Source organism: Natronomonas aquatica (assembly GCF_024449025.1).
In the GTDB taxonomy this organism is placed as follows: Archaea; Halobacteriota; Halobacteria; order Halobacteriales; family Haloarculaceae; genus Natronomonas; species Natronomonas aquatica.
The window spans coordinates 12,563-38,852 of the sequence record NZ_JAHLKM010000003.1; the positions used below are offsets into that span (position 1 = coordinate 12,563).

Sequence of the window (26,290 nt, forward strand, 5' to 3'; positions counted from 1 at the left end):
GGGTGCGTTCAGGGTCGGGTCGTCGCCCACACCGCGAGCGCCCCGAGCAGGATCGCCGGTATCATCGGCAACACGAGGTACGTGTCCCAGAAGGACAGCCCCACCGCCGAGGGTGCGTGTGGATACACGTAGATGATCCCGGGCACCAGGAGGAAGGCGACGAAGATCGCGGCGACCAGCGTCCACCCACGCCAGTCGAAGTCCCGGTCGGCGGTCTCGGGGTGGCTCGCCCCCGAGCCTCCGGTGTCGCGTTCCGGCCGGGGCTCTCCGTCGTTTTCCCGATCCCCCGGCGTGTCCCGGTCGCCGTCGTTCATCGCCGCCCGCTGACCGCCGACGCTCGATCGACGCGCATCACTCGTAGGTGCCGGCCTCGTACTCCTCGTCGGGGACCACGACGACCGACCCGAACCCCTCGCGGGATTCGAGCATCTCGTGGCCGCGGACGATCTCGCTCATCGGCAGCACGTCCCGGACGTGCGGCTCGAAGGTCCCGTCGAAGACCTTCGCCATCACCTCGTCCATCTCGCCGGGCGTCCCCATCGTCGAGCCGAGGATGTCGAGTTGTTTCCAGAACACCTTCGGGATGTTCGTCTCCGGGGAGATCCCCGAGGTCGCCCCGCAGGTGACGACCGAGCCGCCGCGGGCGGCCGCGCTCAGGGAGTTGTCCCACGTCGCCTCGCCGACGTGATCGACGACGGCGTCGACGCCGCGGCCGTCGGTGAGTTCTTTGACCGCGTCGGCGAAGTCCTCCTCCTCGTAGTTGATGAGGTGGTCCGCCCCACACTCGCGGGCGAGTTCGAGTTTCTCCTCGCTTGAGGCCGTCGCGAAGACCTCACACCCCTCGTTGGCGGCGATCTGGACGCAGGCGTGGCCGACGCCGCCGGAGGCGCCCAACACGAGGACGCTGTCGGACTGGTCGATCCCGACGCGGGTGGTGAGCATCCGCCAGGCGGTCTGGAAGACCAGCGGTGCGGAGGCGGCGGTGACGAAGTCAACGTCCTCGGGGAGTTCGATGAGGTTGTCCTCCGGGATCGCCGCGAGTTCGCTGTGGACGCCGCGGACGTGCTCGCCCATCATCCTGTAGTCGACACACAGCGACTGTTCGCCCTTCCGGCAGAACTCACACTGCCCACAGTAGAGCCCCGGATCGACGACGACGCGGTCGCCTTCCCCGAAACGGGTGACGCGCTCGCCGACTTCGCTGACGACGCCGGCCCCGTCGCTGCCGGGGATGTGGGGCAGTTCCTCGGGGCTCGGCATGCCCTTGCGGGTCCAGACGTCGAGGTGGTTCAGCCCGCCGGCCTTGATGTCGACGAGGACCTCCTCGGGGCCGACCTCGGGATCGTCGAACTCGTCGTACTGCAGTACGTCGGTCGAGCCATGTTCCTCGTAAAAGATGGCCTTCATACCCGTTCCTGTGTCCGGCGGGTGCAAAACAGTAGCGGAATCCCGGATTTCCTCCCACGGCTTTTTTCGATCCGGCGGTCCAGGGGGCTGTATGAACGACGCAAGCGACGACTCCAACCGCGGTGACGGGGAAGACGGCGATCCCGATCACAATCACGGTCACGGTCACCACGGGAACGGACACGATCACGATCACGGCCACGACCATCACCGACACGACATCTCCGAACTCGACTTCGCGGTGTTGACCGTCTCCTCGAGTCGCGGGATCGACGAGGACGCGGCCGGCGACGCGATCATCGAACGCCTCGAGGCCGCCGGCCACGCCGTCGCGGTCAGGGAACTCGTCAACGACGACTACGACAGCGTTCAGGACACGATCGACCGGTTCGCGAACCGCGGGGACGTCGACTGTGTCGTCACGACCGGCGGAACCGGCGTCACGCCCGACGACGTGACCGTCGAGGCGGCCGAGCAACTGTTCGACAAGCGCCTCCCGGGCTTCGGGGAGCTGTTCCGGAGCCTCTCGCGGGAGGAGATCGGAACCAGGGTCGTCGGCACGCGCGCGACGGCCGGGATCGCCGACGGGACGCCCGTCTTCTGTCTCCCGGGCAGCGAGAACGCCGTCGAACTCGGCACGGAATCGATCGTCCTCGAGGAGGCGCCGCATCTGGCCGGGCTTGCGCGGCGCGACGACGCGGAAACCGAAAACGGGGTCGAGGCGGAAAACGGGACGGAATCGGAGGGCGACGGAAACGGCGCGTGAACCGCCGCGTTCGAAAGCGGCCTCAGGGTAACGGACAGAGGCTCGCGGTCAAAAGCGCCCGCCCGTCGGTTTCGTTTCTCGCGCCGTGTTCGATACCCCGGGGATTGTGAACGACGGCCGGCGCGGCGACGGTCTCCTCGGTCCCGTCCTGTGTGACGATCACTTCACCCTCCAGCAGGTGAAAGACGTTCTCACAGTCGTCGTGGACGTGGGGATCGAAGGCCCCGCCGGGGCCGAGCGCGAACAGCTTTACGAGCACGTCATCCTCGACGACGAGTTCGGCGGTCTCGACCGAACCGGCCGCCGGAGAAAGGTCGGGAAGTTCGTTCAGCGACATACCGGACGGTCGGGCGCCGGGCGGTTAAAACCTCACGCGCTCGGGTGGAGCCGTTCGAGCGCTTCCAGAAAGCCGTCGGCGAAGCTCCCGTCGGTCACGGTATCCGCCGCCGCCCTCGCGGCCCCGTCGGCGTTCGCGACCGCAAAGGAGCGGCCGGCGCGTTCGAACAGTTCGGCGTCGTTTTCGGAGTCGCCGACGGCGGCGAACTCGGAGGGCTCGTGTCCCAGCAGCCCGGCGACGGCCTCGAGCCCCCGGCTCTTGTCGACGGCGGGGGATTTGACGTGATAGGCGTACCCGGTATCGACCACGGCCAGCCCGTGGCGCTCGGCGATCTCGACGAGCGGTTCGAGGGGCTGGTCGCGAGAGACGGCTACCTCCGTCTCCCGCCAGCGGTTGACCGGATCGACCGCCCCCCAGCCGAGTTCGTGGCCCGCCTCGCGGTACTCGGCCGCCACGGCCGCCGCCCCCTCCGGATCGCCGTTGTACGCCACCTCGTCGGCCGCCTCGAGGAAGACGACGCCGCCGTTCTCCGCGATGACGGCGATCTCGATCCCGAGAAACTCACAGAGGGCGACCGGATACGGGAAGGCCTTCCCCGTCGCGATGACGACCGGCGCCTCCCAGGTTCGGATCGGATCGAGGACCCGGAGATCGATCGACTTGTCGGGGCGGGTGAGCGTGCCGTCGATGTCGGCCACGAGCGGCGGAACCATGCTCCTGGTTGGCCCCCTCGACGTATCAAAGCCCCGTCCTGCCCCGGTTGCCGGGGATAGCTTTAGGCCGATCGGGACCGAACAGCCGGTATGAGCGTCGCCGGGCTCTGTGAGCTCTGTGAATCCGAGTCCGTCGAGGACGGCTGTGACCGCTGTAGCCGGCTCGTCTGTGCCCACCACTACGACGAGCCGACGGGCCTCTGTACGCTGTGTCTCTCGGAGCTGGGTGACGGTGACAGTGGTGGTTCCGATCGGAACGACGGCCGCGAGAAGGGCTATCCCGATGGGGTCGACGAGTACCGGTTTTGAGCCCGGGACTCACCGATGCTCGTTCAGCCGCCGCTTGAGCCGTTTGGCGGCGTCGCCGGCCGCCCGGAAGTACGCCGCCCCGTCGTCGGCACCCTCGCCGGCGAAGATGATCCCGCGCGAGGAGTTGACGAGTCCGACGCCGTCGGCGAGGCCGTACTCGACGGCCGCCGCCGCGTCGCCGCCCTGGGCGCCGACGCCGGGGACGAGAAACGGCACGTCGACGAGATCCCTGACCGCTTCGAGTTCCTCTGGGGCGGTCGCGCCGACGACCAGCCCGACGTTGTCCCTCTCGTTCCACGCCGCACAGCGCTGGGCGACGTACTGATACAGCGGTTTGCCGTTGCCGACGTCGAGGTCCTGAAAATCCCTCCCGCCGCTGTTTGAGGTCCGACAGAGGACGAAGACGCCCTTCTCGCTCCGCGAGAGGAACGGCTCCAAGCTGTCCCGGCCCATGTAGGGGTTGACGGTGATCGCGTCGGCCCCGAGGCCGTCGTCGTCGAGCGCCGTCGCGTACTGTCGCGCCGTGTTGCCGATGTCGCCGCGTTTCGCATCGAGCAACACGGGTACGCCCTTCCCGTGTGCGTATACGATCGTCTCAGCGAGCGCCCGCCAGCCGTCGGGATCCTCATAGAAGGCGACGTTGGGCTTGTAGCAGGCGGCGTGTTCGTGGGTGGCGTCGATGATCCGGCGGTTGAACGCCCACCGCGGGAGGTCCGTGTCGAGAGCCGGAAACGACGGCAGGCGGTCGAGGTCGGGGTCGAGGCCGACCGAGACGACGCTGTCGGCCGCCTCGATGCGGGCGGCGAGGTCCTCGAAGAAGCTCATGGGGATCCTCGGGCGGGCGCTGACAAAAATACCGGGCGTTCGCCGCCGCCCGCCGGACCATATATATTGGGGGCGAACCAACCCCCGAACCGTGTCACGCGCCGTCGTGTTCGATCTCGACGACACGCTCGCGGTCACCGATCGGGACCGGAAGACGCTGCTTTCGGCCGCCGCCGACCGGGCCAGCGTCACGCTTTCGTTCGATCGGGCGGCGTACCGGAAAGCACACCGCGAACACAGCGGGACCCGAACCAGAGAGCCCGTCTTCGAGGCGCTCGTCGGCGAGGACGCCCCCGAGATGACGCGGGCCTACCGGGAGGCCGTCGGCGAGGCGCTACGGCCGGTCGCGGGCGCCGAGTCACTGCTTTGGACGCTCCGGAGGCGGTACCGGATCGGGTTGCTGACGGACGGCCCCGGCGAGACCCAGCGGGACAAACTCCGGCGGCTCGGCTGGCTCGATGCCTTCGATGCGACCGTCGTCACCGGCCCGATCGGGGCGCCGAAACCCGATCGCCGGGCGTTCGAGGCGATCGCCGACGCGCTCGGCGTCTCACCCGAACGGGCGGTCTACGTGGGCAACGATCCCGAACGGGACATCGCGGGCGCGGCGGCGGCCGGGTTCCGTCCGGTACAGGTCTGTTATGACGGCGGCCCCGACGCCCACCCCGAGGCCGTGGCGAGGGTCGATCGGGACGATCTCGCCTCCCTAGTCGGTCTGATCGAGGAACTCTTCGACGACGGCCCCGAGGACACCTGAGGCGGCCTTCACTTCGGCCCCGTTCTCGACGAAGACGATCGTCAGCGGCGGCTCGCTCGCCTTCGGTCGGACGCGGAGTCCGTCGGCCTCGGCGGCCTTCCGCGCCGTTTCGACGCCGACCTCGAACTTCACCCGGAGCCGGTCGGGGTGGACGTACGCCGAGGCGATCCGGTCGCCGCCTCTCCCCCCGACGTCGATCCCGTAGGCGAATGCGCCCTCGACGGTCGGTTCGACGTCGGCGTCGGCCTCGGTGACGGAGAGTTTCCCGAGCGTACCCCGCTCGTGGCCGTGGATCTCCGATGACAGAAGCTGGCCGATCTGCTTGCCGTCGGTGAGTTCGTCACGAACCATCGTCGTCCCCCAGTTTCGATCGCGCGGTGCGGGCCTGCTCTCGGACGTCGATCCCCTGTCGGTGGGCATAGAGGACCGCCGCCGCCTCGATCGTCACGCCGAGTTCTGACTGGAGGCCGTTGATCGCGGCGACGGCCGATTGCTTCTCATGGCCCGCCTCGGTCAGCGCATCGAGGACCCGCTCGAAGGTCGACCGCTCCCGGAGGATCGATTCGTCGGGGCGGAACCCTTCCGGAACCGTCGTCTCCTGTGGGTCGAACTGGGCGGTCACCTGCCCGTCGGAGCGCCGGATCAGCCCCTCGCTTGCGGCCACGTCGACGAGCCGTTTGGCCTGATCCGGCGAGAACCAATCGCGGTCCAAAGAGAGCGCGACCACGAAGGCGCTTTCGCCCATCTCGCGCCCCCCCGCCTCCCGGAACGGGGCCGCGATCGCCGTCCGGAGACTCATACCAGCGGTCTGCACTCCCGGGAGGAAATAGCCGTCGATCACCGATCGGTCCCCGGGAAGCTATCGCCGTCAGCCCGCCGGCCCGACCCAGGACGCAAACACCAAGACGGTTCAGTCCTTTGTGCCGCTCATGGGCACAGACATCGTCGCGCAGTTCACCGACTCCGCGATGGAGACGGTCGATAGCTGCACCCGAACCGATCCCGACGGGTTCGAGGAGACGCTCGCCGAACTCGTTGCCGAACCCGCCGTCGGCGCGCCGTTACCGTCCGAATCGGTGTCCCTCGAGGATACCGTCGTCGACACCGACCCCTCCGTCGAGGAACTCTCCGCCGCCGAGACGGGCGTCACACAGGCCGGGACGGCCATCGCGGACTACGGGACGGTCACCGTCGAGTCACGACCCGGCGGCGACGAACTCGTCAGTCTCTATCCCCCGCGCCACATCGTGATCCTCGAGGCCGACGATATCGTCCCCGACGCGACGGCGGCCTTCGATCGCTTCGAGACGCAGGTCCGGGAGGCCCGCGAAAACGGAACCGCGGGCGCCACCCGCGTACTCGAGACGGGCGCCAGCGCGACCGGCGATATGGGCGGTCTCGTTTCCGGTGTCCACGGGCCGACCGAGGTCCACATCGTGGTGATCGAGGCATGAGCCGGAGCGAGAAGGCCGACAAGATCCGCCGCGTGATGGAGACGGACGGCGAGAACGTCGCCGAGAGCGTCCGCGGCAAAAGCGACAAAACCGGGGCGGTGATCGATAGCTTCGAACCCTACGAACAGTACCGGGAGGAGGCCAGACGGATCAAAGAGGAGGCGATCGAGTCTCTCCCCGAGCGCATCGACGAGGTCACCGAGGCCGTCGAGGAAAACGGCGGCCAGGTCTATCTGGCCCAGGACGCCGAGGACGCGAACCAGTACATCGAGGGCGTCATGGCCGACCGCGGCGCCGACCACATCGCGAAGAGCAAGTCGATGACGACCGAGGAACTGGAGCTCAACGACCACCTCGAGGCGGCGGGCTATAAGATCACCGAGACCGACCTCGGGGAGTTCATCATCCAGCAGGCCGACGAGACACCCTCCCATCTCGTCGGTCCGGCCATGCATCGCTCGCCGCCCGACATCGCCGAACTGTTCAACGAGATGTTCGACTTAGAGGAGCCGCTCTCGGCGGACCCACAGGAGCTGACGCAGTTCGCCCGCGAGCGCGTCGGCGACCGGATCCGCGACGCCGACGTCGGCCTTACTGGCGCGAACTTCGTCGTCACCGAGACGGGGACCATCTGTCTGGTCACCAACGAGGGCAACGCCCGGAAGACGGCCGTCACGCCGCCGGCCCACATCGCCGTCGCCGGTATCGAGAAGCTCGTTCCGACGGTCTCGGATCTCCAGCCGTTCGTCGAGTTGATCGCCAAAACGGGGACTGGACAGGACATCACCTCCTATATGTCGCTTCTGACGCCGCCCGTCGAGACCGATTCGGTCGACTTCGAGACCGACACCTACGGACCCGCCGAGGACCGATCCTTCCATCTCGTGTTGATCGACAACGGCCGGATGGCGATGCGCGAGGACGACGACCTCAGGGAGACGCTGTACTGCATCCGGTGTGGGGCCTGCTCGAACGCGTGTGCGAACTTCCAGTCGACCGGCGGCCACGCCTTCGGCGGCGAGACATACTCCGGCGGGATCGGGACCGGCTGGGAGGCCGGCGTCTACGGCCTCGATTCGGCGGCCGACATGAACGACCTCTGTACCGGCTGCTCGCAGTGTGTCCCCAAATGTCCGGTCAAGATCGACATCCCCTGGATCAACACGGTCGTCCGTGACCGACTGAACCACTCCCGGGAGCCCGAATCGATGGATTTCCTCGTCGACGGGCTGACACCCGACGAGGAACCCTCTGGGCTGGACATCCAAAAGCGGGTCTTCGGCAACATCGAGACGTTCGCGAAACTCGGCTCGATCGCGCCGACGCTCTCGAACGCCGCGATCGAGTCCGGGACCGTCCAGAAGCTCCTCGATCGGTTCGCCGGCATCGACAGCCGACGGGAACTGCCGACGCTCGCCGACGAAACGCTCGTCGAGTGGGCCGCCGGGCGGCCGAACCCCAACCCCGACGCCGACCGGGAGATCGTGCTGTATCCGGACCTGTATACGAACTACTTCAGCCCGGAGCGCGGCCGGGCCGCGGTCCGGGTACTGGAGGAACTCGGCGTCTCCGTCCGGATCCCGTCGGTCCCCGAGAGCGGGCGGGCGCCCCTCTCACAGGGGATGATCGACACCGCCGACGGGAAAGCCAGCGCGGTGTATGCGGCGCTGTCGGAACACATCGACGCGGGCCGAGACATCGTCGTTATCGAGCCTTCTGACCTGGCGATGTTCCAAAACGAGTACGAGCGGCTGTTGCCCGCCGAGTCGGCCGACCGCATCGCCGACGTCAGCTACGAACTCTTCGAGTACCTCTATGGCCTGCTGGAGAACGGCGCCGAGGTGGACGCGCTTCCGACCGTCGACGGCGAGGCACTCACCTACCACAGCCACTGCCAGCAACGGACCCTCGAACTGGATCCCTACACCACGGAAGTGCTCTCGCGGGCCGGCTACGAGGTCACCGAGACCGACGTCGAGTGCTGCGGGATGGCCGGGAGCTTCGGGTACAAATCCGAGTACTACGAACTCAGCATGGAGGTCGCCTCGCGGCTCGACGACCAGCTCCCCGAGACGGGCCCCGTCGTCGCCAGCGGGACCTCCTGTGGCGAGCAGATCGCGGCGCTGACCGACGACGAGACGCCGCATCCGATCACGCTCTTGGATCCCGACGCCCGATAGACGCGTTCGGTGTCGGCCTTCGGTTCGGATCGAAACGGATCGAAACGGAACAGAACGGAACGGAACGGCGCGGTCAGCGGGCCTTGCTTCCCCACCCGAAGGCGGACCAGCCGCCGTCGGCGGTGAGGATCTCGCCGGTCGTGTAGTGGCCGCCCTCGACGAGAAACAGCGCGACGGTCTGCATCTCCTCGAGCGTGGCGAAACGACCCATCGGGGTCCGGTTCGCGACGTGTGTCTCGTCGTAGCCGTAGTAGGGCCAATCGTCCCGGTCGAGTTCCGTCCCGCGGTCGTCGCTTTCCTTCGTCTGGTCGGTAAGCTCCGTCTCGACGTAGCCGGGGGCCATCGCGTTGACACAGATATCGTGATCGGCGAGTTCGACGGCCAGACACTGCGTGAGCGTGTTGACGCCGGCCTTCGAGGCGTTGTACGGGGACCGCCCCTGCACGCCGACGGAGCCGAACATGCTGGAGATGTTGAGTATCTGGCCGCCGGTTCCCTGCTCGATCATCCGCCGGGCGGCCGCCTGTGCGCCGTAGAAGACGCCCGAGAGGTTGACGTCGATGACGTGTTGCCAGTCCTCGGGGTCCAACTCGACGATCGGGTCGACGACCGAGACACCGGCGTTGTTGACCATGATGTCGATCGAGCCGTACGTTTCGACGGCCCGGTCGACGAGGTGGCTCGCGTCGTCGGGATCGGAGATGTCCGCCTCGACAGCCGTCGCGGTCCCGCCCGCCTCGGTGATCTCCGTCGCGGTCGTTTCGGCGCGTTCGAGCGCGCGCGAGTTGGTGATGACGTTCGCCCCTTCCTCGGCGAACCCTTTCGCGATCGCGGCCCCGATACCGCTGCTGGAGCCGGTTACGACTGCGGTCTCGTCTGCCAATCGTCCGGACATACGTCCCGAAACGACCGGCCGGGATAAAACCGTTTTCGACGACCCGCGCGGGTCGGCGGTCCGAACCTCCCGTCAGTCGGCCAGTTCGTCGAACCGGGCGGCGAGATCGAGGTCGTTTTCGGTGATCCCGCCGGCGTCGTGGGTGGTCAGCCTGACCTCGACCTCCCGCCAGCCGACCGTCATCTCGGGGTGGTGGAACGCCTCCTCGGCGAGTCCGCCCGCGCCAGCAGCGAAGCCGACGCCCTCCAGATACGAGTCGAACTCGTAGGTGCGGACGATCTCCTCGCCCTCCCGTTCCCACTCGTCGGGCAGTCCGGCCTCGATCGCCTCCTCGGAGAGTACGTCGCTCATATTTTCGGGATAGGTCCGCGGACAGTTAACCTTTGACCGCGACCTGGCGCCGTGTCGCTCGAACCGCTCTCTTCGTCTCCCGTGGCGTTATATTCCACGCGGTCGATCCGACCGACATGTCCCCCCGCCGTTCGACCCTCTCCGACCCGACCCGACGGCTCGTCCTGACAGCGACTGCGACGACGATCGCCGCCGCTGCCGCCGGTTGTGGCGCCCTTGGCGGCTCCGACTACACCCTCCGGAGCCGACCGGAGGAGGGCGCCGACCCGACGGAACTGTTCGGCTGGGATCCGAACCCACGAGGGTTCCATTACCGGTGGCCGGAGGGGTACCTCGATACGCTGGCCGAAGAACTGTACACGAACGGCCGCGTCGAGTCTGTCGAGTTCCCGCTTGTCGAGGAGCGACCGACGGGCGAGGACGGCTACGCGCCGGTGTACGTCCGCCGCGACGGCGGCTTCGATCGGATCGCGGTCAGCCCGGAGCCGGTCACCCTCGATCGGCCGGTCGTGTGGATGGAGCCGCTGGAATCGCTCCCCGACGGCGTCGACCCCGCGACCGATCCCGAAGACCCACGTCAGGTCCCGACCGACGGGCTCTCAGCGTTCGACGCGGCGCTTCTGGAGGAGGCGACCAGCGAGGCAGTCGGATCGGTGGTCGCCGACCGCGATCACGCGGCGCTGGGCGCGACGGAACGCGGCGTCGTCCTCTTCGAACCGTTGGACCCGGCCGAAAGCGACCTGCTCTCGGAGCCGCCCTTCGAGTACGTCCGCATCGAACCGGAAGGCCACGGGGCCCCCGAGGAACTCGTCCTCCGGCTCCACGCGACCACGGAGTCTGTCACGACGACCCGGTACGTCCACGAACTGCGACCGACCGCGGAATCGGAGTCGGAGTTCGTCTCTCACGTCCGTTCGGAACACGTCGCCGTCGAGTACGGCGACACCGTCCCCGAGGCGGTCGCGGAGATCCTCTCAGAGTCGGCCGACGCCGCGGATGGCCCCGCGACGTACCGCGAGGGGGAGCCGCTGTCGGACGCCTTCGAGCGCCTCCTTGAGGACCTCGAGCTGGCGGACGCGTCGCTTCCGGACGGACGGGAGGTCGCGAGCTGGCTCCGTTTTTATCGGTATCGCGGGCGGTACTACGAGGCCCGTTTGATGATCAGCGATGTCTGATTCAGAGCGTCGCAACGTCGTCGGTCGTCGCCGGACCGAGCCGAGCCGCGTCGTCAATCGTCCGCCGTCGACGGTGCCGCCGGCGGAGCCGCCTCGAGGCCCCGAACCTGCCAGACCGCCGCGAAAGTTAGCCCGAACGCCACGAACAGGATCCCCAGAACGAGAAGCTGTCCCCTGTCGCCGAAGGCCCGTCTGGCGACGACGAGCTGTCCGACCATCAGGACCGCCGCCAGTCCGCCGGTGGCGGCGACGGCACGGAGCCCGAGTTCGCGTCCCCACAGCGCGACGATCGTCAGGGCAGCGAACATCGCGAAGCCGAGTCCGTAATAGATGAACTGGACGACCTCGCCGAACGTAAAGAGCAACCGGGGCGTAAGAACGACCACGACCGGGAAGAACAAAAGCGCGAGCGTGCCGGCCCGTCTGACGTGGCCCGGCGAGACCGACGACGTTTCGCCGTAGCTCCAGACGGTCGCGGCAACGAGCAGCCCGAGGATGAGCGACGCAAGCCCGAAGTGAAGCGTCAATACGAGCACCGAATACCCGAAGACGAACTCGTTGACGAGGACGGTAAACGCTCCGAAGACGATCTGCAGCGGCGTCAAAAGCATGGCGGCGAGCGTCGCGACGCGCACACGGCGGCGGGCGCCAGCCCGCCAGACCGTGACCGTCGAACCGACGATCAGAAATCCGGTCACCATCGCGATCAGCCGGTGGAACCACTCGACGAACGACATGAAGTTCGCCGGGAACAGGCCGAAGACGGCGCCGTCACACAGCGGCCACCGTGCTTCGCAGGTCAGCCCCGCGCCGGCAGTCGCGGTTAGTACGCCCATGAGAGCGGTAAGTGCCGTCGCGACCGTGGTCGCAAGCAGCAGCCGACGGACATCCATGAATCGAACTCGGACCGGGATCGATATATATGACTCGGAACGGGAACCGGAGCGGCACGTGGATACCTTTTTGAATCTACTGGACGGGAGGTCACTATGGGAATCGACGAGGATTCACTGGAGTATCACCGGATCGATCCGCCGGGGAAGATCGAGATATCGACGACGAAGCCCACGAACACCCAGCGTGACCTCTCGTTGGCGTACTCGCCGGGCGTGGCGGCGCCCTGCAGCGCCATCGACGAGAACCCCGAGGATGCCTACACGTACACGGCGAAGGGGAACATGGTGGGAGTGGTCTCGAACGGGTCGGCCGTGTTGGGGCTCGGCGACATCGGTGCCCAGGCCTCGAAACCCGTCATGGAGGGGAAAGGGGTGCTGTTCAAACGTTTCGCCGACATCGACGTCTTCGACATCGAACTCGACCAGGAGGACCCCGAGGCGATCGTCGACTCGGTCAGCGCGATGGAGCCAACGTTCGGCGGGATCAACTTAGAGGACATCAAGGCGCCCGAGTGTTTCGAGATCGAGTCGCGGCTCCGCGAGGAGATGGACGTGCCGGTGTTTCACGACGACCAACACGGGACGGCGATCATCTCGGGGGCGGCGCTTTTGAACGCCGTCGAGATCGCCGGCAAGTCCCTCTCGGACATCGAGGTCGTCTTTTCCGGTGCCGGTGCCTCGGCCATCTCGACGGGGCGGTTCTACGTCTCGCTTGGTGTCGATCCCGACAACATCACGATGTGTGATTCCACCGGGATCATCACCGAATCCCGCGCCGAATCGGGCGATATCAACGAGTTCAAAGAGGAGTTCGCCACCGAGGGCCCGGGCGGGACGCTCGCGGACGCCATGGAGGGGGCGGACGTGCTGGTGGGACTGTCGGCGGGCGGGATCGTCGACGAGGAGATGGTCCGGGGGATGGCGGCCGATCCGATCGTCTTCGCGATGGCGAACCCGGATCCCGAGATCGGCTACGAGCAGGCGAAGGCGGCCCGCGACGACACGGTGATCATGGCGACGGGCCGGTCGGACTACCCGAACCAGGTCAACAACGTCCTCGGGTTCCCCTTCATTTTCCGGGGTGCGCTGGACGTCCGGGCCACGGAGATCAACGAGGCGATGAAGATCGCCGCCGCCGAGGCGCTTGCGGAACTCGCAAAACAGGACGTCCCCGACGCGGTCGTGAAGGCCTACGGCGACCAGCCGTTGCAGTTCGGCCCCGAGTACATCATCCCGAAACCGCTCGATCCGCGGGTCCTCTTCGAACTCGCGCCGGCGGTCGCCGAGGCGGCTATCGAAAGCGGCTGTGCCCGGACGGAGATCGATCTGGAGGCGTACGCCGAAAAGCTCGAAGCCCGGCTCGGGAAATCGCGGGAGATGATGCGAGTGGTGTTGAACAAGGCGAAAAGCGACCCCAAGCGGCTGGTACTCGCGGAGGGCGACGACGAGAAGATGATCCGTGCCGCCTACCAGCTCGTCGATCAGGGCATCGCGGAACCCGTCCTCGTCGGGGATCGCGAGGAGGTCTGGGCGCACATCGAGAGCCTCGGGCTGGATTTCGACCCCGAGATCGTCGACCCCGAGGAGGGCAACCTCGAGCCCTACGCCGAGCGGCTCTACGAGCTTCGACGGCGCAAGGGCGTCACCCGGCGGGAAGCCGAGGAACTCATCGAGGACGGCAACTACCTGGGGAGCGTGATGGTCGAGATGGGCGACGCCGACGCCATGCTCACCGGTCTGATGCACCACTACCCCTCGGCGCTGCGGCCGCCGCTGCAGGTCGTCGGCACCGATCCCGAATCCGAGTACGCCGCGGGGGTGTACATGCTGACGTTCAAAAACCGGGTGATCTTCATCGCCGACGCGACGGTCAACCAAAACCCCGACGAGGACGTCCTCACCGAGGTGACAAAGCAGACGGCCGACCTCGCCCGCCGGTTCAACGTCGAGCCCCGGGCGGCTTTGCTCTCGTATTCGGATTTCGGCAGCGTCGACAACGAGAAAACCCGGATGCCGCGCGAGGCGGCCCGCCGGCTCCGGGAGGATTCGGCCATCGACTTCCCGGTCGACGGCGAGATGCAGGCCGACACCGCCGTCGTCGAGGACATCCTCGGTGGGACCTACGGGTTCTCCGAGCTCGACGGTCCGGCGAACGTGTTGGTGTTCCCCAACCTGGAGGCGGGCAACATCGCGTACAAACTGCTCCAGCGGCTCGGCGGCGCCGAGGCGATCGGGCCGATGCTCGTCGGCATGGACAAACCCGTCCACGTGCTACAGCGCGGCGACGAGGTCAAAGACATCGTCAACCTCGCCGGCGTCGCCGTCGTCGACGCACAGACGCAGGCGGACGATTGATCGGTCGTATCGCGTACGGCTGATCGTCCGCGTTCGATTCTGAGGCGCCCGACGGCGCTCACATGAAATCGGACAGCCCCGCCTGTCCGTCATCTCCATCGTCTCCCTCGTCCCCGTTGTCCCCCTTCTCGTCGCTTTCGTCGGCCGTCGCTTCGTCTCCACGGTCGGCCCCCTCCCCGCGTTCGTCGGTCCCTTCGTCTGTCGTTCCGGCCCCGGTGCCGAACTCGGCGAGCGTGCCCGCCCCGCCGTTTTCCCCGGCGTCGTCGGAATCGCCGTCTCCGGCCGATTCGGGATCGGACGGTTCGGCCGGTGCGAACGCCCCGCCGGAGTGTTCGATGGCCGCCTCCTCCCGCCGTTCGGCCGCCTCGGCGACGATCCCTTCGACCTTGTTGGTCGTCTTTCCGGACCCTGTAATAAACGAGACGTGTTCGGCCTCCAGATCGTAGCGGGTGACCATCCGCACCGTCAACTCGCGGTTGCGACAGTGGTGTGTCATCGCGGCGAGATACGGCATGATCTCCCGGCGGGCCGTCGCCGTCGAGACGCCCGCCCGTTCGGCGATCCGTTCGGCGATGTAATCCCGCGTCGAGTCCCGCGCGGAACGGTACGGCGCGCCACCGTACCGCGTCCACCCGCCCCGATCGGTTCGGCGGACGGCGGCGACCCCGGCGGCGACGTTGTCGGTCGCGTACCGCCAGTAGGTGTAGTTCTGTGTCGCGCGCACCCGCCCGAGCCACACGTCGGCGTTCGCCAGGTGTTCGTAGGCGTCGGCCAACTCGTCGTCAGCGTAGACCTTCGGGACCTTGTCCTCGATCCACTGCAGGAGATCGTCGGGCGTCTCGTCGGTGCTGTATGCGGTCGAAAGCGCCTCTTCGGCCGATTCCTCCTTGAGGACCGCATCGAGAAACTCGAAGATGTCGGCCGTCCGATCGCGTTCGCCCTCGCTGCCCTCGGCGGCGACGCGGCCGTCCTGTACCCGCGACTGGAGATCCTTGATGGCGCCCCGGAGGTCGCCGCGGTTGGCCTCGGCGATCCGTTTTAAGACGTCCTCCTCGAAGGCGACGCCCTCCTGTCGACAGATGTCCCTGAGCACCGGCACGACCGACCGCGCCGAGACGTCGCGGAACTCGATCTCCTGACAGGCGCTCCGGAGCCCGCGAGACATCCCGTAGTAGTCGTTGGCGATGAGGACGATCGGCTGGGTCGCGTCCTTCACCAGCCGGGTCATCGCCGCCGCCCCGCCCCGGTCTTTGTGCTGATGGAGGCTGTCGGCCTCGTCGAGGACGATCAACTGTCGACCCCCCTCGAGCGTCGAGTTCGCCGCGGCCCGCCCCGCGAACCGCTCGATCTCGTCTCTGGTGCGCGCATCGGAGGCGTTCATCTCGAACACCGGCCAGCCCATGTCGGCGGCGAGCGCGTGGGCCGCGGAGGTCTTGCCGACGCCCGGCGAGCCGTGGACGACGACCGCCTCCCCGTGGTCGTCCCAGGTCTCGGCCCACTCCTTCAGGGCGTCGCGGGCCTTGTCGTTGCCGCGGACCTCCGAGAGCGTCGACGGCCGATACTTTTCGGTCCAGTCTGCCATTACCGGGGGAAGGGGCGAGCCGAGTTTAGTGGTTGCGGACGGGACGTCCCGGCGTCGCCGGTCGTCCCCTGTTCGCCCGCCCTGCCCGTCCGACCGTCCCTGTCCGCCTCCGACCGCGCCCTTTTTCGCGGCGGCGACCCGAACGGTCGGCATGCGAACGCTCGCCTTCGACGGCCGGACCGGCGCCAGCGGCGATATGATCCTCGCCGCGCTCGTCGCCGCCGGCGCCGATTCCGACGTTCTCGCCCCCGTCGAGGACGCCCTCGACGTCGAGTACCGGATCGGTGAGACGACGAGAAAGGGGATCGAAGCGACGACGGTCGACGTGTTGTTGGCCGGAGACGACGGGACCGGCAGCGACGGCCACAGCCACGATCACAGCCACGAGCACGACGAGGAGGACCATACGCACGAACATGGGGACGAACCCGCCCACGATCACAGCCACACCCACAACCACAGCCACACCCACGACGGCGACCGGGAGCACGCCGAGGGAGGCGGCCCGAACCGGACCTACGCCGAGTGCCGCGAGATCGTCGCCGGGATGGATCTCCCGGCTTCGGTCGAATCCGACGCGACCGCCATCTTCCGGTTGCTCGGGGAGGCCGAGGCCCGCGTCCACGGAACCGACCTCGAGGAGACCCACTTCCACGAGGTCGGGGCCGACGATGCGATCGCCGATATCGTCGGCGCGGCGCTGCTACTCGAGGATCTCGACGTCGATCGGGTCATGACGACGCCGGTCGCCGCCGGCGGCGGCGAGGTCTCGATGAGCCACGGGATCTATCCGGTTCCGGCGCCGGCGGTCTCGTACATCGTGGCGGCGGCGTCGTGGTCCCTTACCGGCGGGCCGATCGAGACAGAGCTTCTGACGCCTACCGGCGCGGCGATACTCGCCCACGTCGCCGACGGCGTCGACTCGTTGCCGCCGCTGTCGGTGGCGTCGGTCGGCTACGGGGCCGGAGACAAGTTCTTCGAGGACCGCCCGAACGTGCTCAAAGCGACCGTCGGCGAGGCCGCCGGACGTCTCCTCGGGGACGACATCCGGATGCTCGAGACCAACGTCGACGACGCGACCCCGGAGACGCTCGGGGCGCTTCAGGAACGGCTCGCCGACGCCGGCGCACGCGACGTGACGGTCCTCCCGGCGACGATGAAGAAATCCCGCCCCGGCCACCTGATAAAGGTCGTCGTCAAACCCGAAGACGTCGACGCTGTCGCGAGGTTGCTCGCGGCCGAGACGGGGACGCTCGGGGTCCGGGAGACGGCGACCCGGCATCGCTGGATCGCGGATCGCTCCTTCGGGACGGTCGAACTCGCCGTCGACGGCGACACCTACGAGGTGGCGGTCAAGACCGCGGCCGACGACGCGGGCGAGGTCTACGACGTCAGCGCCGAGTACGACGACGCTCTGGCGGTCGCCGAGCGGACGGGGCTGCCGGTCAGGGACGTCCTGCGGCGGGCCGAGACAGCCTATCGGGAGCGGAACCACGACCGGAAGTCCGACCGGGAGTGATCGGAACGGGCCGCATCCCCCGGCCTTCTGTATCTAATATCACTCGCCGTCCCAACTGAGGACGTACTCGAAGCCGAAAGCGTCGGCTCGTCGCCCGGTTCGCCCACGACGACGATTTCGAGGTTTCGATAGTTCGACGCGAAAAGCGTCTCGACGCCCTCGTCGATCACGTCGGCATCGCGGTATGCCGGGACGATCGCCGCGATCCGGGCGCACTCGAGGAGACGCGCGTCGTGATCGCGCCCGCCGTAGACATCCCGGACGAGCATGACGCCGCTGAGCGTCACGAGAAACGAAAAGACGATGCCGGTCGGGGCCGCCTCGCTGCTCTGTAACCGCCGTACACCACCCCGTGGCGCTTTTGTTCGCCCTCCCGTCACGTCCCCGTATGAAACGCCGGCGGTTCCTCGGGCTGACGGCGGCCGCCGTGTCGAGCGCCGGCTGTGTCGTCGGGTACCGAAACGACGGCGGGGAAAACGAGGCGGCCGCCGATCCCCTTTCGGACGTGGATCTGCCGGTCCCGTCCGGCGAGATGGAGACCCCGCTCCCGCAGGACGGGATCCCCGCGATCGTCGAGCCGGCGTTCGCTCCCGACTGGAGCGGGCTCGATCCCGAGGGAATCGAGGACCCGACGCTGCCGGACGAAACGGCCGTCGTCGGCGTCGAACGCGACGGCGCAGCCCGGGCGTATCCCCTCCGGGTCCTCGATTGGCACGAGGTCGTCAACGACCACTTCGGGGGGCCGATCGCGGTGACCTACTGTGTGCTGTGCGGAAGCAGCGTCGTCATCGAGCGTGTCGTCGCCGGCGACCCGACGATCTTCGGCGTCTCGGGGCGGCTCTGGCGGAAGAACCTCGTGTTGTACGACGCGGCGACCGAGAGCCTCTGGAGTCAGATATACGCGACCGCGATCCGGGGGCCACAGACCGGCTCGCGGCTCGATACCGTCCGCTCGACGCTGTCGTCGTGGGGAGAGTGGCGGCGGACACACCCGGATACGGCGGTGTTGCTCCCGCCACCCCGTTCGGAGGTCATCGGCGGCGGCCGGGGACGGTTCCCCTACTTCAGATCGAAGTACAGCTACCGGGATGAACTGCAGCTCGTCGGGTTCGATCCGGACGGGGAACCGAGCGTGCGAACGATGGTCGTCGGCGTCTCCGACGGGACGGTGACGCGGGCCTATCCGTTCGATATCGTCAGTGAGCGTGACGTCCTCATGGACACGGTCGGCGAGCGTCCCGTCGTGGTCGCGGTCACACCCGACGGGACGCTCGTTGCCTACGATCGGCGCCTCGAGGGCCGCGAGCGCGCGGCAACCCCCGCCGGCGAACGGTATTTCGAACTGGCCGGCTCGCGGTTCGAACGCTCGACGGGCGTGGCGGTCGACGGCCCTCACGCGGGGACCCGCCTCGAACGGGCCAACGAGTACCCGCCGATGTTCTGGCGCGGGTGGTCGAACTTCCGCCCCGACACGACGGTGTACGGGTACGGAGAGTGATACTGATACGGGGAGTGATACTGATACGGGGAGTGATACTGACACCGCTACTGGAACTGATCGGAGATCACTCCACCGAAAGCGACGTTTCGCCCCGATAGACGTACCGCATCTCGAGGCCGCGGTCGTCCTCGGGCGGGTCGGCCGGAAGCGATCGGAGTTCACCGGGGCCGGGCCGGGCCGTCAGCCCGATCGCGGCGGCGTCGACGACGGCCTCGATCGGGATCGGATGGCCGGCCGTCGCCTCGGCGACCGACTGGACCGTCGGCGGCGCGTCCCGGTCGAACTCCGCCAGCGTACGCATCCGCTCGGCGTAGCCACCGGCGACGTCGGGGGGATCCCCCATCGGCTCGCCGGCGAAGGCCAGATAGCAGACTTCGGGATGGGCCTCGACGAACACCGGTCGGGCCTCGTCGATCGCGTCGAGGAACTCGTCGACTGCGGCCGTCCGGGTCGCAGACTCGAAGGACCTCCGGGAAAGCTCGCGGCCGGTTTTCCGTTCGTGGACCCGGGCAGCCGTCCGGTAGCGTTGCTTTCTGGCGGCCTCACGGACCGGCGCCGGAACGATCGCGTCGCTTCGCTCGCCCAGCAGTTTTCGGGCGGCCCGCTCGTTCGGCCGGGGGGCCGTCGTCGATCCGAGCCCGACCGGCACGTCGACGGCGATCCGGGCGGCCGTCTCCTCGTAGCGCGTCCACAGCTCGCCGACGCCGTCGAGGACCGCCGTGTGCTCGTAGCCCTCGGCCGTGTAGGCGACCGCGAGCCAGACGCCATCCCGAGCGACGGCGCCGACGTAGTAATCGCTCACGGCTACGATCTACCGCGCCGGCTACGTATGTGTGTCGCCGGCGTCCGACGGGCGGCTAACGTGTGGCTGACGGCCACTACTCGTGAGGATGGAACCGTTCGACCGCCCGTCCGACGGCCGTACTGTCACCGATAAAGGTGACGCGGTCGCCGTACTCGAGGACGTCGTCGGCGTCCGGGACCCGGGTTTCGCCGTTGCGTCCGATGACGGCGACGATAGCGCCGTCCGGGATGTCCTCGTTGAGTTCGCGGATGCTCCGGCCGACGAGGTGCTCCGCGGTCACCCCGGTCTCTTGGACGTCGTGGCCGTCACCGAGTTCGTTCATCCAGTGAGCGAGGGCCGGCCGTTCGATCTCGTCGTCGAGGGCGGCCGCGGTCGCCGTCGGTGAGTCGACGGCGGTCACGCCGATGCTTTCGAACGCCTCGATGTTGTCCGGTTCGTTCACCCGCGAGTACACCGGCCCGATGTCGAACGTGGTGTTGGCGAGCTGGCACGCCAGCAGGTTGATGTCGTCGTCTCTGGTCGCCGCGACGAACCACTTCGCGTCCTCGATCCCAGCCCGACGCAGCGTCTCCGTATCGCCGCCGTTGCCCTCGTAGACAGTGAGTCCCTCCGTGCGCGCGCGTTCGATCTGAACGTCGTCGTTCTCGACGACGACGACGTACTCGCCTCTGTTCTCCAGTCGTTTGGCGAGCGTCCGGCCGACCCGACCGCCGCCGATGATTATTGTACGCATTGGTGATACTCCGAGAAAGTCCCCGATCTGTCGGGCGAGCCCGGCCTCGATCGCGACCGTCGCGAAGATGACGGCGAACACCGTCCCGACCAGAAGCTGTCCGGCTTCGATGTTGCCCGCCAACTCGAGTTCGATCGCGAAAAGCGTCGCCACGCTGGCGGGGATGATCCCCCTGGGGCCGACGCCGGCGATGAACAGCCGTTCGGGCCACGTAAAGCGCTCGACGCCCACGGTCGCGATAACCGCTCCCAGCGGCCGGAACACGAGCATGACTGCGAGCACGATCGCCACTACGCCGGCCCCGAGCCCGACGATCGCTTCGATGTCGATCAGGGCCGCAAGCGAGATGAACACGAACGAGAGAACGATGAGCGTCGTGTTCTGTGTGAACTGCTCGATCTCCTCTCTGTTGTCGAGATCGAGGTTCCCGAGTGCGATCCCGCTGGTCGCGGCGGCCGCGATACCGGCCTCGGCCGCGACGACCTCGGCGGCCGCGAAGGCTCCGACCGCCGCCGCCAAGACGAGGAACTGAGAGGCCTGTACGTCACGTTGGGGGACGAGATCGCTGTTCAGGAGGTAGTATATCACGACGGTCGCGAGCACGCCGGCCGCCACCCCGACGCCGAGCCGCCGTAAAAACGAGAGGACGGTCGTGGGGACGCCCAGATCGTCGAGCAAAAGCGTCTCGAAGATGACCACGGCAACGATCGCGGCGGTCACGTCGTTGACGATGCCCTCGGTCTCCAGGGCGGTGGCGACGTGGTCCCTGACCCGGACGACTTCGAGGATCGGCGTGATGACGGTCGGTCCGGTCGCGACGAGCAACGCCCCGATGAGGAGCGCGACCTCCCAGTCGGCCCCCTCGAAGAGCCGGACCGCCGCGGTCGTCCCCAGGAACATGACGGCGGCGCTGATCGTCACCAGCCGGAACGACACCGTTGAGGCCCCCCGGATCCGTTCGATCCGGAGCGCGAAGGCGCCCTCGAAGACGATGATCGCCACGCTGAGCCCGACGATGGTCTCGAGGCCGCTCCCGAACGTCTCCAGCGTGATGAGCCCGATCCCTTCCGGCCCCAGCGCGACGCCGACGAGGAGATAGAACACGACGCTCGGGATCTTCAGCCGGTGGGCGAGCAGCTGTATGGCGAGTCCCGAAACCAGGACGGCCGCGATGACTGGTAATAGGCTGGCGGACACGTATGATCCGATTACAGGTTCGAAGGTAGTTATGTGCTTGTGTATCCGACCCGAGTTGACCGACGCGCACCCGGTCTGTTCAAAACAGCGCGTCGCTTTCCTCGAGAACCGTCGCCGGGCCACCGACCCCCCAGACGCGAGTGTCGATCCCCAGATCCGCGATCTCGCTTTCGACCCGGTCGACGTGATCGACTGTGGTGTTTATGTACACCGACGCGCCGGTGTCCGTCGAGAAGTAGACCGGAACGTCGTCCTCCCGTAGCGTCCGGACGGTCTCGAACACTTCGAGCGTCTCGGGTTGCCAGTAGACCCACCCCGAGGGACCGGTCATCGTCGTCGCGGCCAGCGACAGCGAGTCGTGTTCGGCGAGTTCGAAGGCACGATCGAAGTCTTCCTCCCGGAGCGCGTTCCGCATCGTCGCGATCTGTTCGTGGATGTGTGCCATCCGGGCCCCGAACATGTGGCTGTCGGCGGCCTCCTCGTGGGCTTGGGCGGTGTGTTTGAACGCCGGGATCTCGGCGGCGACGATCCGGAGATCGTCCTCGAGGCCGGTCTCGATCCGCTCGGAGCGACAGTCGGCGTCGTCGAGCCCCGTTCGGAGATGCGAGAAAGCGCCGGTGACCGCGCGGGCCGCCGACGCGGAGCCCCGGCGGGCGATGGTCGATAGCTCCGGCCGGTCCAACTCGAGGCCGGCGGCCGTCGCGAGCGCGACGGCGGCGGCGGCAAAGCCCGACGCCGAGGAGCCGAATCCGATGTTCGTCGGGAAGTCGTTGACCGACTCGAAACGGACCCGGTGGTCGATACCGGCGCGTTCCCGGACGTGATCGACGACGCCTTCGAGCCGTTCGGCACCGCGGTCGTCAACCCGTTCGCCGTCGACGACGTACTCGTCGGCCGACCGATCGGGGTCGAACTCGGCGGTGGTCCTCGTGTGGCTCGGCGCGGTACAGACCGAGATCGAGTCGTGATATGGGAGCCGCAGTTCCTCGTTTCGCATCCCGTGGTACTTGACGAGCCCCTGGATCGGGTGGGCCTTGGCGGTCGCTTTCATACAGATCCCTGCGAGGGACGCGTCTTTGACCTTTCGTTAGTCTCCCGCCGTGTGGGTGCGCTTTCATGATGCGTCGTCGACCGGACCCGGAGAAAGCTTCCCGATCGTCTCGTGAATCCCGATGACGAGTGCCGGAACCACGATCATGAATACGTGCTCTTCGATCGGGATCCCGACCAGGTCGTAGCCGGTTCGCATCGGGATCTCGAAGACGCCCACCTCCAGCGTGTACCAGTCCCACAGGTACGCGATCGGATACAGCGCGGCGATCGTCCGGGCCGCGCTCCGAAACGCCCCGGCGTAGCGGAGCAATACGAGTGCGATCGTCCCGAAGAGAAACTCCGTGAGGAGGTACGTGTACGGCCCGAAGACGGTGATATCCGGGAGCGACGATCCGGCCAGCGGTCGAAACCAGACCGCGACGAACAGAACGGCGAGAAAGACGTAGGCCCCCCGGATCAAAAGCATAGTCGAGAGCGTCGACGGCGCCCGTACGGCCACGAGGGCGACCGCGCCGAAAGCGAGGGCCCCCACCGATGTGAACGGCGGGAACAGCCCGCTGACTGTTCCCCAGAGAACGCCGATGAGACCTACAAACAGGAGATAGCGCGCCAGGGCTCGCCCGAGATCGGGGCCCAAAAGCACCGATACGGTCCGTTTGTCGATCGAGCGATCGTACTCGTAGTCCTGTTCGTCGTCGACGATCTTCACTCCGGCGAGCGTCACGAGAAAGACGAGCGCGAACCCGAGTATCGTCGCTGTCACGACAGTCGTCTGGACGTAGAACCCGCCGAGGATCGCGAGAGCGATCCCGGTCGGGTATCCGAGCGTCGTGGTGAGCGGGTTCGTATCGAGCTGTGGTGCGTGCAGGTAGCCGATGAACCACGTCGGGAGCGTGACGAGCGCCGCGCCGGGGCCGACGGCGAAACCGAGCGCAGCGGTACACGAAGCGAACCCGACACCGGCGACGACGAGCGCGAGACGACAGCCCCGGGCCGTCATCGGGTGGTCGTCGTCCTCGCCGCGTCGGTAGAAATCGACGTAGCCGTCCTTGACGTGCGCCGTGTACACCGCGAAGAAAATCGCGGCCGTGTGGATCGCTCCGATTTCGATCGAGAACTCCCCGGCGACGGCCGCGCCGAACCACGTCGCGGCGAGCGGCGGTAGCATGAACACCGGATGGACCTGTGAGAGCAGGGCTCGGAGATCCCTCCGTAATCCGCTTCCGTGCCGGGCGAGCGCCATGTGTAAACATGGCACTTGGAAGGATTAACGGTGTCGCCTACGGCCACGTACCGCCTTCCTCGTAGGCGTCGAGGACGCGCTGGATCGCGACGACGTAGGCGGCGGTCCGGAAGTTCGGCAGATCGTGTTCCTCGTAACACTCGACGAGGCCGTCGAACGCCTCCACGATGTGCCGTTCGAGTTCCTCGTTGACGCGCTCTTCGGTCCAGTAGAAGCGCTGGCGGTTCTGTACCCACTCGAAGTACGAGACCGTGACGCCCCCGGCGTTGGCGAGGATATCGGGGAAGACGTGCACGTCCCGGTCGGTCAGGACGTCGTCGGCCTTCGGCGTCAGCGGGCCGTTGGCCGCCTCGACGACGATGTCGGCCCCGACCTCGTGGGCGAGATCCTCGTCGATCGCGTTCTCGAGGGCGGCCGGAACGAGGAGATCGACGTCCAGGGTCAGAAGCTCATCGTTGGTCAGTTCCTCGGCCGCGTCGTCGTATCCCGCCACGGAGCCGGTCTCGTTTTTGAACGCCTTGACGGCGCCGGGATCGAGGCCCGAGGGGTCGTAGATCGCCCCCGAGGAGTCCGAGACCGCGACGACGTTCGCGCCGAGTTCCGCATCCAGCAGGCGGGCGGCGATGCTGCCGGCGTTGCCGTACCCCTGGACGGCGACGGAGGCGCCCGGGAGGTCCTTGCCGAAGTAATCGAACGCCTCTCGAGCGGTGATCATCGTCGACCGTCCCGTCGCCTCGACGCGCCCCAGCGACCCCCCGGATTCGATCGCCTTCCCGGTGACGACGCCCGGTTCGGTGGTGTTTTCGAGCGTCTCGTAGGTGTCTTTGATCCAGTTCATCTCCTGTTGGCCGGTGTTGACGTCCGGTGCGGGGATGTCCCGGTCCTCGCCGATGAGGGGTCGCAGTTCGGTCCCAAAGGCCCGCGTGATCCGTTCGAGTTCCGAATCCGAGTACCCGGCGGGATCGATGACGATGCCGCCCTTTCCGCCGCCGTAGGGGATATCGACGACGGCGCATTTATAAACCATCCACCCCGACAGCGCTTTCACCTCGTCGCGGGTGACGCCGGGATGATACCGGATCCCGCCTTTATACGGGCCGCGGTCGCCGTTGAACTGCGAGCGGTAGGCCCGGAAGACGCCGACCGAGTCGTCATCGAGTTCGACCGAAAGGTTCGTTTCCAGAACGCGTTCGGGGTTCTTGAGCCGTTCGAGTACGTCCGCGCCGACGTCGATGTGTTCGGCGGCGTCGTCTATCTGCTCCTGGAGGCTCTCGAATGGGTTCGCGTCCTCTGACATACTTCCACTATCGAACAGCCGTTGTTTAACTCTTACAACTTGATTCGTACGTTTAAATGTCCGAAACCCGTTCACACGTCGTCGGCCGCAGCGCGGTGACGCTCTACGATGTCTTCCGCACGCGCGATCAGCGGCGCGTCGATCATCTCGCCGTCGACCCGGAAGACACCCCGCCCGCTCGCGTCGGCCTCCTCGGCGGCCGAAAGGACCGTCCGCGCCCACTCGATCTCCTCGGGTTCGGGTGTGAACGCCCCGTTGATGACGCCGACCTGTGCGGGATGGATCGCGATCTTGCCGTCGTACCCGAGCCGTCTCGCGAACGCGGTTTCCTCCCTGAGCCGGTCGGTCGCCTCGATATCGGTCACGAGCGTGTCGATCGCGTCGACGCCGGCGGCCCCCGCCGCCAGGACGACGTGCTGGCGGGCGTGGGAGACTTCGATCCCCTCCTCGGTCCGCGTCGCGCCGACGTCCGCAGCGAGGTCCTCGGCGCCGAAGAGGACCGCCCCGACGGGATCGGCTCCCGCGATCGCCTCGGCGTTCAGGATCCCCTGTGCGGACTCACAGATCGCGAGGACGGGCAGATCGTACCCGTGCCCGTGTCCCTCGATGGCCTCCGAGAGCTCATAGACGTCCCCCGCGGACTCGGCTTTCGGAAGCATCACCGAATCGATCCGGGGCGATCCGGCCGCGATCCCCTCGATATCGTCGATCGCCGCCTCGCGGTCCGGGTTGACCCTGACACAGACCTCACAGTCGGGGTCGAACGACGGGTCGGTCAACACGCCGTTGACGGCCTCGCGGGCCGCCGCCTTCCGCTCCGGGGCGACGGCGTCCTCGAGGTCGAACACGACCGTATCGGCCCCCGTGGCCGGGGCTTTACGCATCAACTCCGGCTCGTCGCCGGGCGAAAAGAGCACGCTTCGTCGGGCCATGCCGGCGT

General features: G+C 67.4%; 27 protein-coding genes. 9 read left to right on the forward strand and 18 right to left on the reverse strand.

The window, feature by feature from the left end; translation table 11 throughout:
• Nucleotides 1–8 precede the first annotated feature (8 nt).
• Both KM295_RS03870 and KM295_RS03875 read right to left on the reverse strand, forming a co-directional pair.
• Nucleotides 9–314 carry a DUF7977 family protein gene (locus KM295_RS03870; protein WP_256028563.1) on the reverse strand — a complete coding sequence of 102 codons (306 nt, stop codon included), beginning with the start codon at nucleotides 312–314 and terminating at the stop codon, nucleotides 9–11.
• Between the two features lie 37 nt (nucleotides 315–351).
• Nucleotides 352–1,407 (reverse strand): zinc-binding dehydrogenase, encoded by a 1,056-nt coding sequence (locus tag KM295_RS03875; RefSeq protein WP_256028564.1) that lies wholly within the window; start codon nucleotides 1,405–1,407, stop codon nucleotides 352–354.
• 91 nt (nucleotides 1,408–1,498) lie between these two features.
• On the opposite strand from KM295_RS03875, the gene KM295_RS03880 reads away from it, so the two are divergent.
• A complete protein-coding gene (locus KM295_RS03880) occupies nucleotides 1,499–2,173 on the forward strand; it encodes a MogA/MoaB family molybdenum cofactor biosynthesis protein (protein ID WP_256028565.1) in 675 nt (224 codons plus the stop codon).
• Between the two features lie 22 nt (nucleotides 2,174–2,195).
• Here the strand turns inward: KM295_RS03880 and KM295_RS03885 are convergent, their stop codons facing one another.
• Nucleotides 2,196–2,510, reverse strand: coding sequence for a cupin domain-containing protein (locus tag KM295_RS03885; RefSeq protein WP_256028566.1), 315 nt, complete (start codon nucleotides 2,508–2,510; stop codon nucleotides 2,196–2,198).
• Between the two features lie 32 nt (nucleotides 2,511–2,542).
• Nucleotides 2,543–3,223: a phosphoglycolate phosphatase gene (locus KM295_RS03890; protein WP_256028567.1), complete on the reverse strand. Its 681-nt coding sequence runs from the start codon at nucleotides 3,221–3,223 to the stop codon at nucleotides 2,543–2,545.
• Nucleotides 3,224–3,313: 90 nt separating this feature from the next.
• Here KM295_RS03890 and KM295_RS03895 point away from each other — a divergent pair, with 90 nt between their 5' ends.
• Nucleotides 3,314–3,532 carry a hypothetical protein gene (locus KM295_RS03895; protein WP_256028568.1) on the forward strand — a complete coding sequence of 73 codons (219 nt, stop codon included), beginning with the start codon at nucleotides 3,314–3,316 and terminating at the stop codon, nucleotides 3,530–3,532.
• 9 nt (nucleotides 3,533–3,541) lie between these two features.
• On the opposite strand, the gene pyrF is transcribed toward KM295_RS03895, so the two are convergent.
• A complete protein-coding gene (pyrF, locus tag KM295_RS03900) occupies nucleotides 3,542–4,357 on the reverse strand; it encodes an orotidine-5'-phosphate decarboxylase (RefSeq protein WP_256028569.1) in 816 nt (271 codons plus the stop codon).
• A 91-nt stretch (nucleotides 4,358–4,448) separates the two neighbouring features.
• On the opposite strand from pyrF, the gene KM295_RS03905 reads away from it, so the two are divergent.
• Nucleotides 4,449–5,114, forward strand: coding sequence for an HAD family hydrolase (locus KM295_RS03905; protein WP_256028570.1), 666 nt, complete (start codon nucleotides 4,449–4,451; stop codon nucleotides 5,112–5,114).
• Here KM295_RS03905 and KM295_RS03910 read toward each other — a convergent pair.
• Both KM295_RS03910 and KM295_RS03915 read right to left on the reverse strand, forming a co-directional pair.
• Nucleotides 5,064–5,465 carry a DUF7993 family protein gene (locus KM295_RS03910; RefSeq protein WP_256028571.1) on the reverse strand — a complete coding sequence of 134 codons (402 nt, stop codon included), beginning with the start codon at nucleotides 5,463–5,465 and terminating at the stop codon, nucleotides 5,064–5,066. The genes KM295_RS03905 and KM295_RS03910 overlap by 51 nt on opposite strands.
• On the reverse strand, nucleotides 5,455–5,913 hold the full coding sequence (locus KM295_RS03915; RefSeq protein ID WP_256028572.1) for a DUF2240 family protein: 459 nt from the start codon (nucleotides 5,911–5,913) through the stop codon (nucleotides 5,455–5,457). The genes KM295_RS03910 and KM295_RS03915 overlap by 11 nt, the downstream gene beginning before the upstream one ends.
• A 130-nt stretch (nucleotides 5,914–6,043) precedes the next feature.
• Here KM295_RS03915 and KM295_RS03920 point away from each other — a divergent pair, with 130 nt between their 5' ends.
• Entirely contained in the window at nucleotides 6,044–6,568 is a 525-nt protein-coding gene (locus tag KM295_RS03920; RefSeq protein ID WP_256028573.1) for an LUD domain-containing protein, read from the forward strand.
• Complete coding sequence (locus KM295_RS03925) at nucleotides 6,565–8,748, forward strand: LUD domain-containing protein (RefSeq protein ID WP_256028574.1); 2,184 nt, start codon at nucleotides 6,565–6,567, stop codon at nucleotides 8,746–8,748. The genes KM295_RS03920 and KM295_RS03925 overlap by 4 nt, the downstream gene beginning before the upstream one ends.
• Nucleotides 8,749–8,821: 73 nt before the next feature.
• Here KM295_RS03925 and KM295_RS03930 read toward each other — a convergent pair whose 3' ends face one another.
• Together KM295_RS03930 and KM295_RS03935 are read right to left on the reverse strand one after the other, a co-directional pair.
• On the reverse strand, nucleotides 8,822–9,643 hold the full coding sequence (locus KM295_RS03930; protein WP_256028575.1) for an SDR family NAD(P)-dependent oxidoreductase: 822 nt from the start codon (nucleotides 9,641–9,643) through the stop codon (nucleotides 8,822–8,824).
• Nucleotides 9,644–9,715: 72 nt separating this feature from the next.
• Nucleotides 9,716–9,994, reverse strand: a complete 279-nt coding sequence (locus KM295_RS03935; RefSeq protein ID WP_256028576.1) for a 4a-hydroxytetrahydrobiopterin dehydratase — start codon at nucleotides 9,992–9,994, stop codon at nucleotides 9,716–9,718.
• Nucleotides 9,995–10,110: 116 nt separating this feature from the next.
• Between KM295_RS03935 and KM295_RS03940 the strand changes: the two genes are divergently transcribed.
• Nucleotides 10,111–11,169, forward strand: coding sequence for a hypothetical protein (locus KM295_RS03940; protein ID WP_256028577.1), 1,059 nt, complete (start codon nucleotides 10,111–10,113; stop codon nucleotides 11,167–11,169).
• A gap of 53 nt (nucleotides 11,170–11,222) precedes the next feature.
• On the opposite strand, the gene KM295_RS03945 is transcribed toward KM295_RS03940, so the two are convergent.
• Nucleotides 11,223–12,062 (reverse strand): COX15/CtaA family protein, encoded by an 840-nt coding sequence (locus KM295_RS03945; RefSeq protein WP_256028578.1) that lies wholly within the window; start codon nucleotides 12,060–12,062, stop codon nucleotides 11,223–11,225.
• A gap of 96 nt (nucleotides 12,063–12,158) precedes the next feature.
• Here KM295_RS03945 and KM295_RS03950 point away from each other — a divergent pair, with 96 nt between their 5' ends.
• Nucleotides 12,159–14,420 (forward strand): NADP-dependent malic enzyme, encoded by a 2,262-nt coding sequence (locus tag KM295_RS03950; RefSeq protein ID WP_256028579.1) that lies wholly within the window; start codon nucleotides 12,159–12,161, stop codon nucleotides 14,418–14,420.
• Nucleotides 14,421–14,478: 58 nt separating this feature from the next.
• Here KM295_RS03950 and KM295_RS03955 read toward each other — a convergent pair whose 3' ends face one another.
• A complete protein-coding gene (locus tag KM295_RS03955) occupies nucleotides 14,479–16,002 on the reverse strand; it encodes a replication factor C large subunit (RefSeq protein ID WP_256028580.1) in 1,524 nt (507 codons plus the stop codon).
• 151 nt (nucleotides 16,003–16,153) lie between these two features.
• Between KM295_RS03955 and larC the strand changes: the two genes are divergently transcribed.
• Nucleotides 16,154–17,521, forward strand: a complete 1,368-nt coding sequence (gene larC, locus KM295_RS03960; RefSeq protein WP_256028581.1) for a nickel pincer cofactor biosynthesis protein LarC — start codon at nucleotides 16,154–16,156, stop codon at nucleotides 17,519–17,521.
• Here the strand turns inward: larC and KM295_RS03965 are convergent.
• On the reverse strand, nucleotides 17,479–17,901 hold the full coding sequence (locus KM295_RS03965) for a glycosyltransferase family 2 protein (RefSeq protein WP_256028582.1): 423 nt from the start codon (nucleotides 17,899–17,901) through the stop codon (nucleotides 17,479–17,481). The two genes, larC and KM295_RS03965, sit on opposite strands and share 43 nt — an antisense overlap.
• 8 nt (nucleotides 17,902–17,909) lie before the next feature.
• Here KM295_RS03965 and KM295_RS03970 point away from each other — a divergent pair, with 8 nt between their 5' ends.
• Complete coding sequence (locus tag KM295_RS03970; protein ID WP_256028583.1) at nucleotides 17,910–19,019, forward strand: DUF3179 domain-containing protein; 1,110 nt, start codon at nucleotides 17,910–17,912, stop codon at nucleotides 19,017–19,019.
• 67 nt (nucleotides 19,020–19,086) lie between these two features.
• Here the strand turns inward: KM295_RS03970 and KM295_RS03975 are convergent, their stop codons facing one another.
• The 6 genes from KM295_RS03975 to KM295_RS04005 all read right to left on the reverse strand — a co-directional run bounded on the left by KM295_RS03975 (nucleotide 19,087) and on the right by KM295_RS04005 (nucleotide 26,282).
• Nucleotides 19,087–19,824 (reverse strand): DUF429 domain-containing protein, encoded by a 738-nt coding sequence (locus KM295_RS03975; RefSeq protein WP_256028584.1) that lies wholly within the window; start codon nucleotides 19,822–19,824, stop codon nucleotides 19,087–19,089.
• Nucleotides 19,825–19,900: 76 nt separating this feature from the next.
• A complete protein-coding gene (locus KM295_RS03980; RefSeq protein WP_256028585.1) occupies nucleotides 19,901–21,757 on the reverse strand; it encodes a cation:proton antiporter domain-containing protein in 1,857 nt (618 codons plus the stop codon).
• A 79-nt stretch (nucleotides 21,758–21,836) separates the two neighbouring features.
• A complete protein-coding gene (mvaD, locus tag KM295_RS03985) occupies nucleotides 21,837–22,808 on the reverse strand; it encodes a phosphomevalonate decarboxylase MvaD (RefSeq protein WP_256028586.1) in 972 nt (323 codons plus the stop codon).
• 63 nt (nucleotides 22,809–22,871) lie between these two features.
• Complete coding sequence (locus tag KM295_RS03995) at nucleotides 22,872–24,053, reverse strand: lycopene cyclase (protein ID WP_418904738.1); 1,182 nt, start codon at nucleotides 24,051–24,053, stop codon at nucleotides 22,872–22,874.
• A 37-nt stretch (nucleotides 24,054–24,090) separates the two neighbouring features.
• Nucleotides 24,091–25,350 carry a Glu/Leu/Phe/Val family dehydrogenase gene (locus KM295_RS04000; RefSeq protein WP_256028587.1) on the reverse strand — a complete coding sequence of 420 codons (1,260 nt, stop codon included), beginning with the start codon at nucleotides 25,348–25,350 and terminating at the stop codon, nucleotides 24,091–24,093.
• 71 nt (nucleotides 25,351–25,421) lie between these two features.
• Nucleotides 25,422–26,282 (reverse strand): HpcH/HpaI aldolase/citrate lyase family protein, encoded by an 861-nt coding sequence (locus KM295_RS04005; protein ID WP_256028588.1) that lies wholly within the window; start codon nucleotides 26,280–26,282, stop codon nucleotides 25,422–25,424.
• Nucleotides 26,283–26,290: the final 8 nt, after the last annotated feature.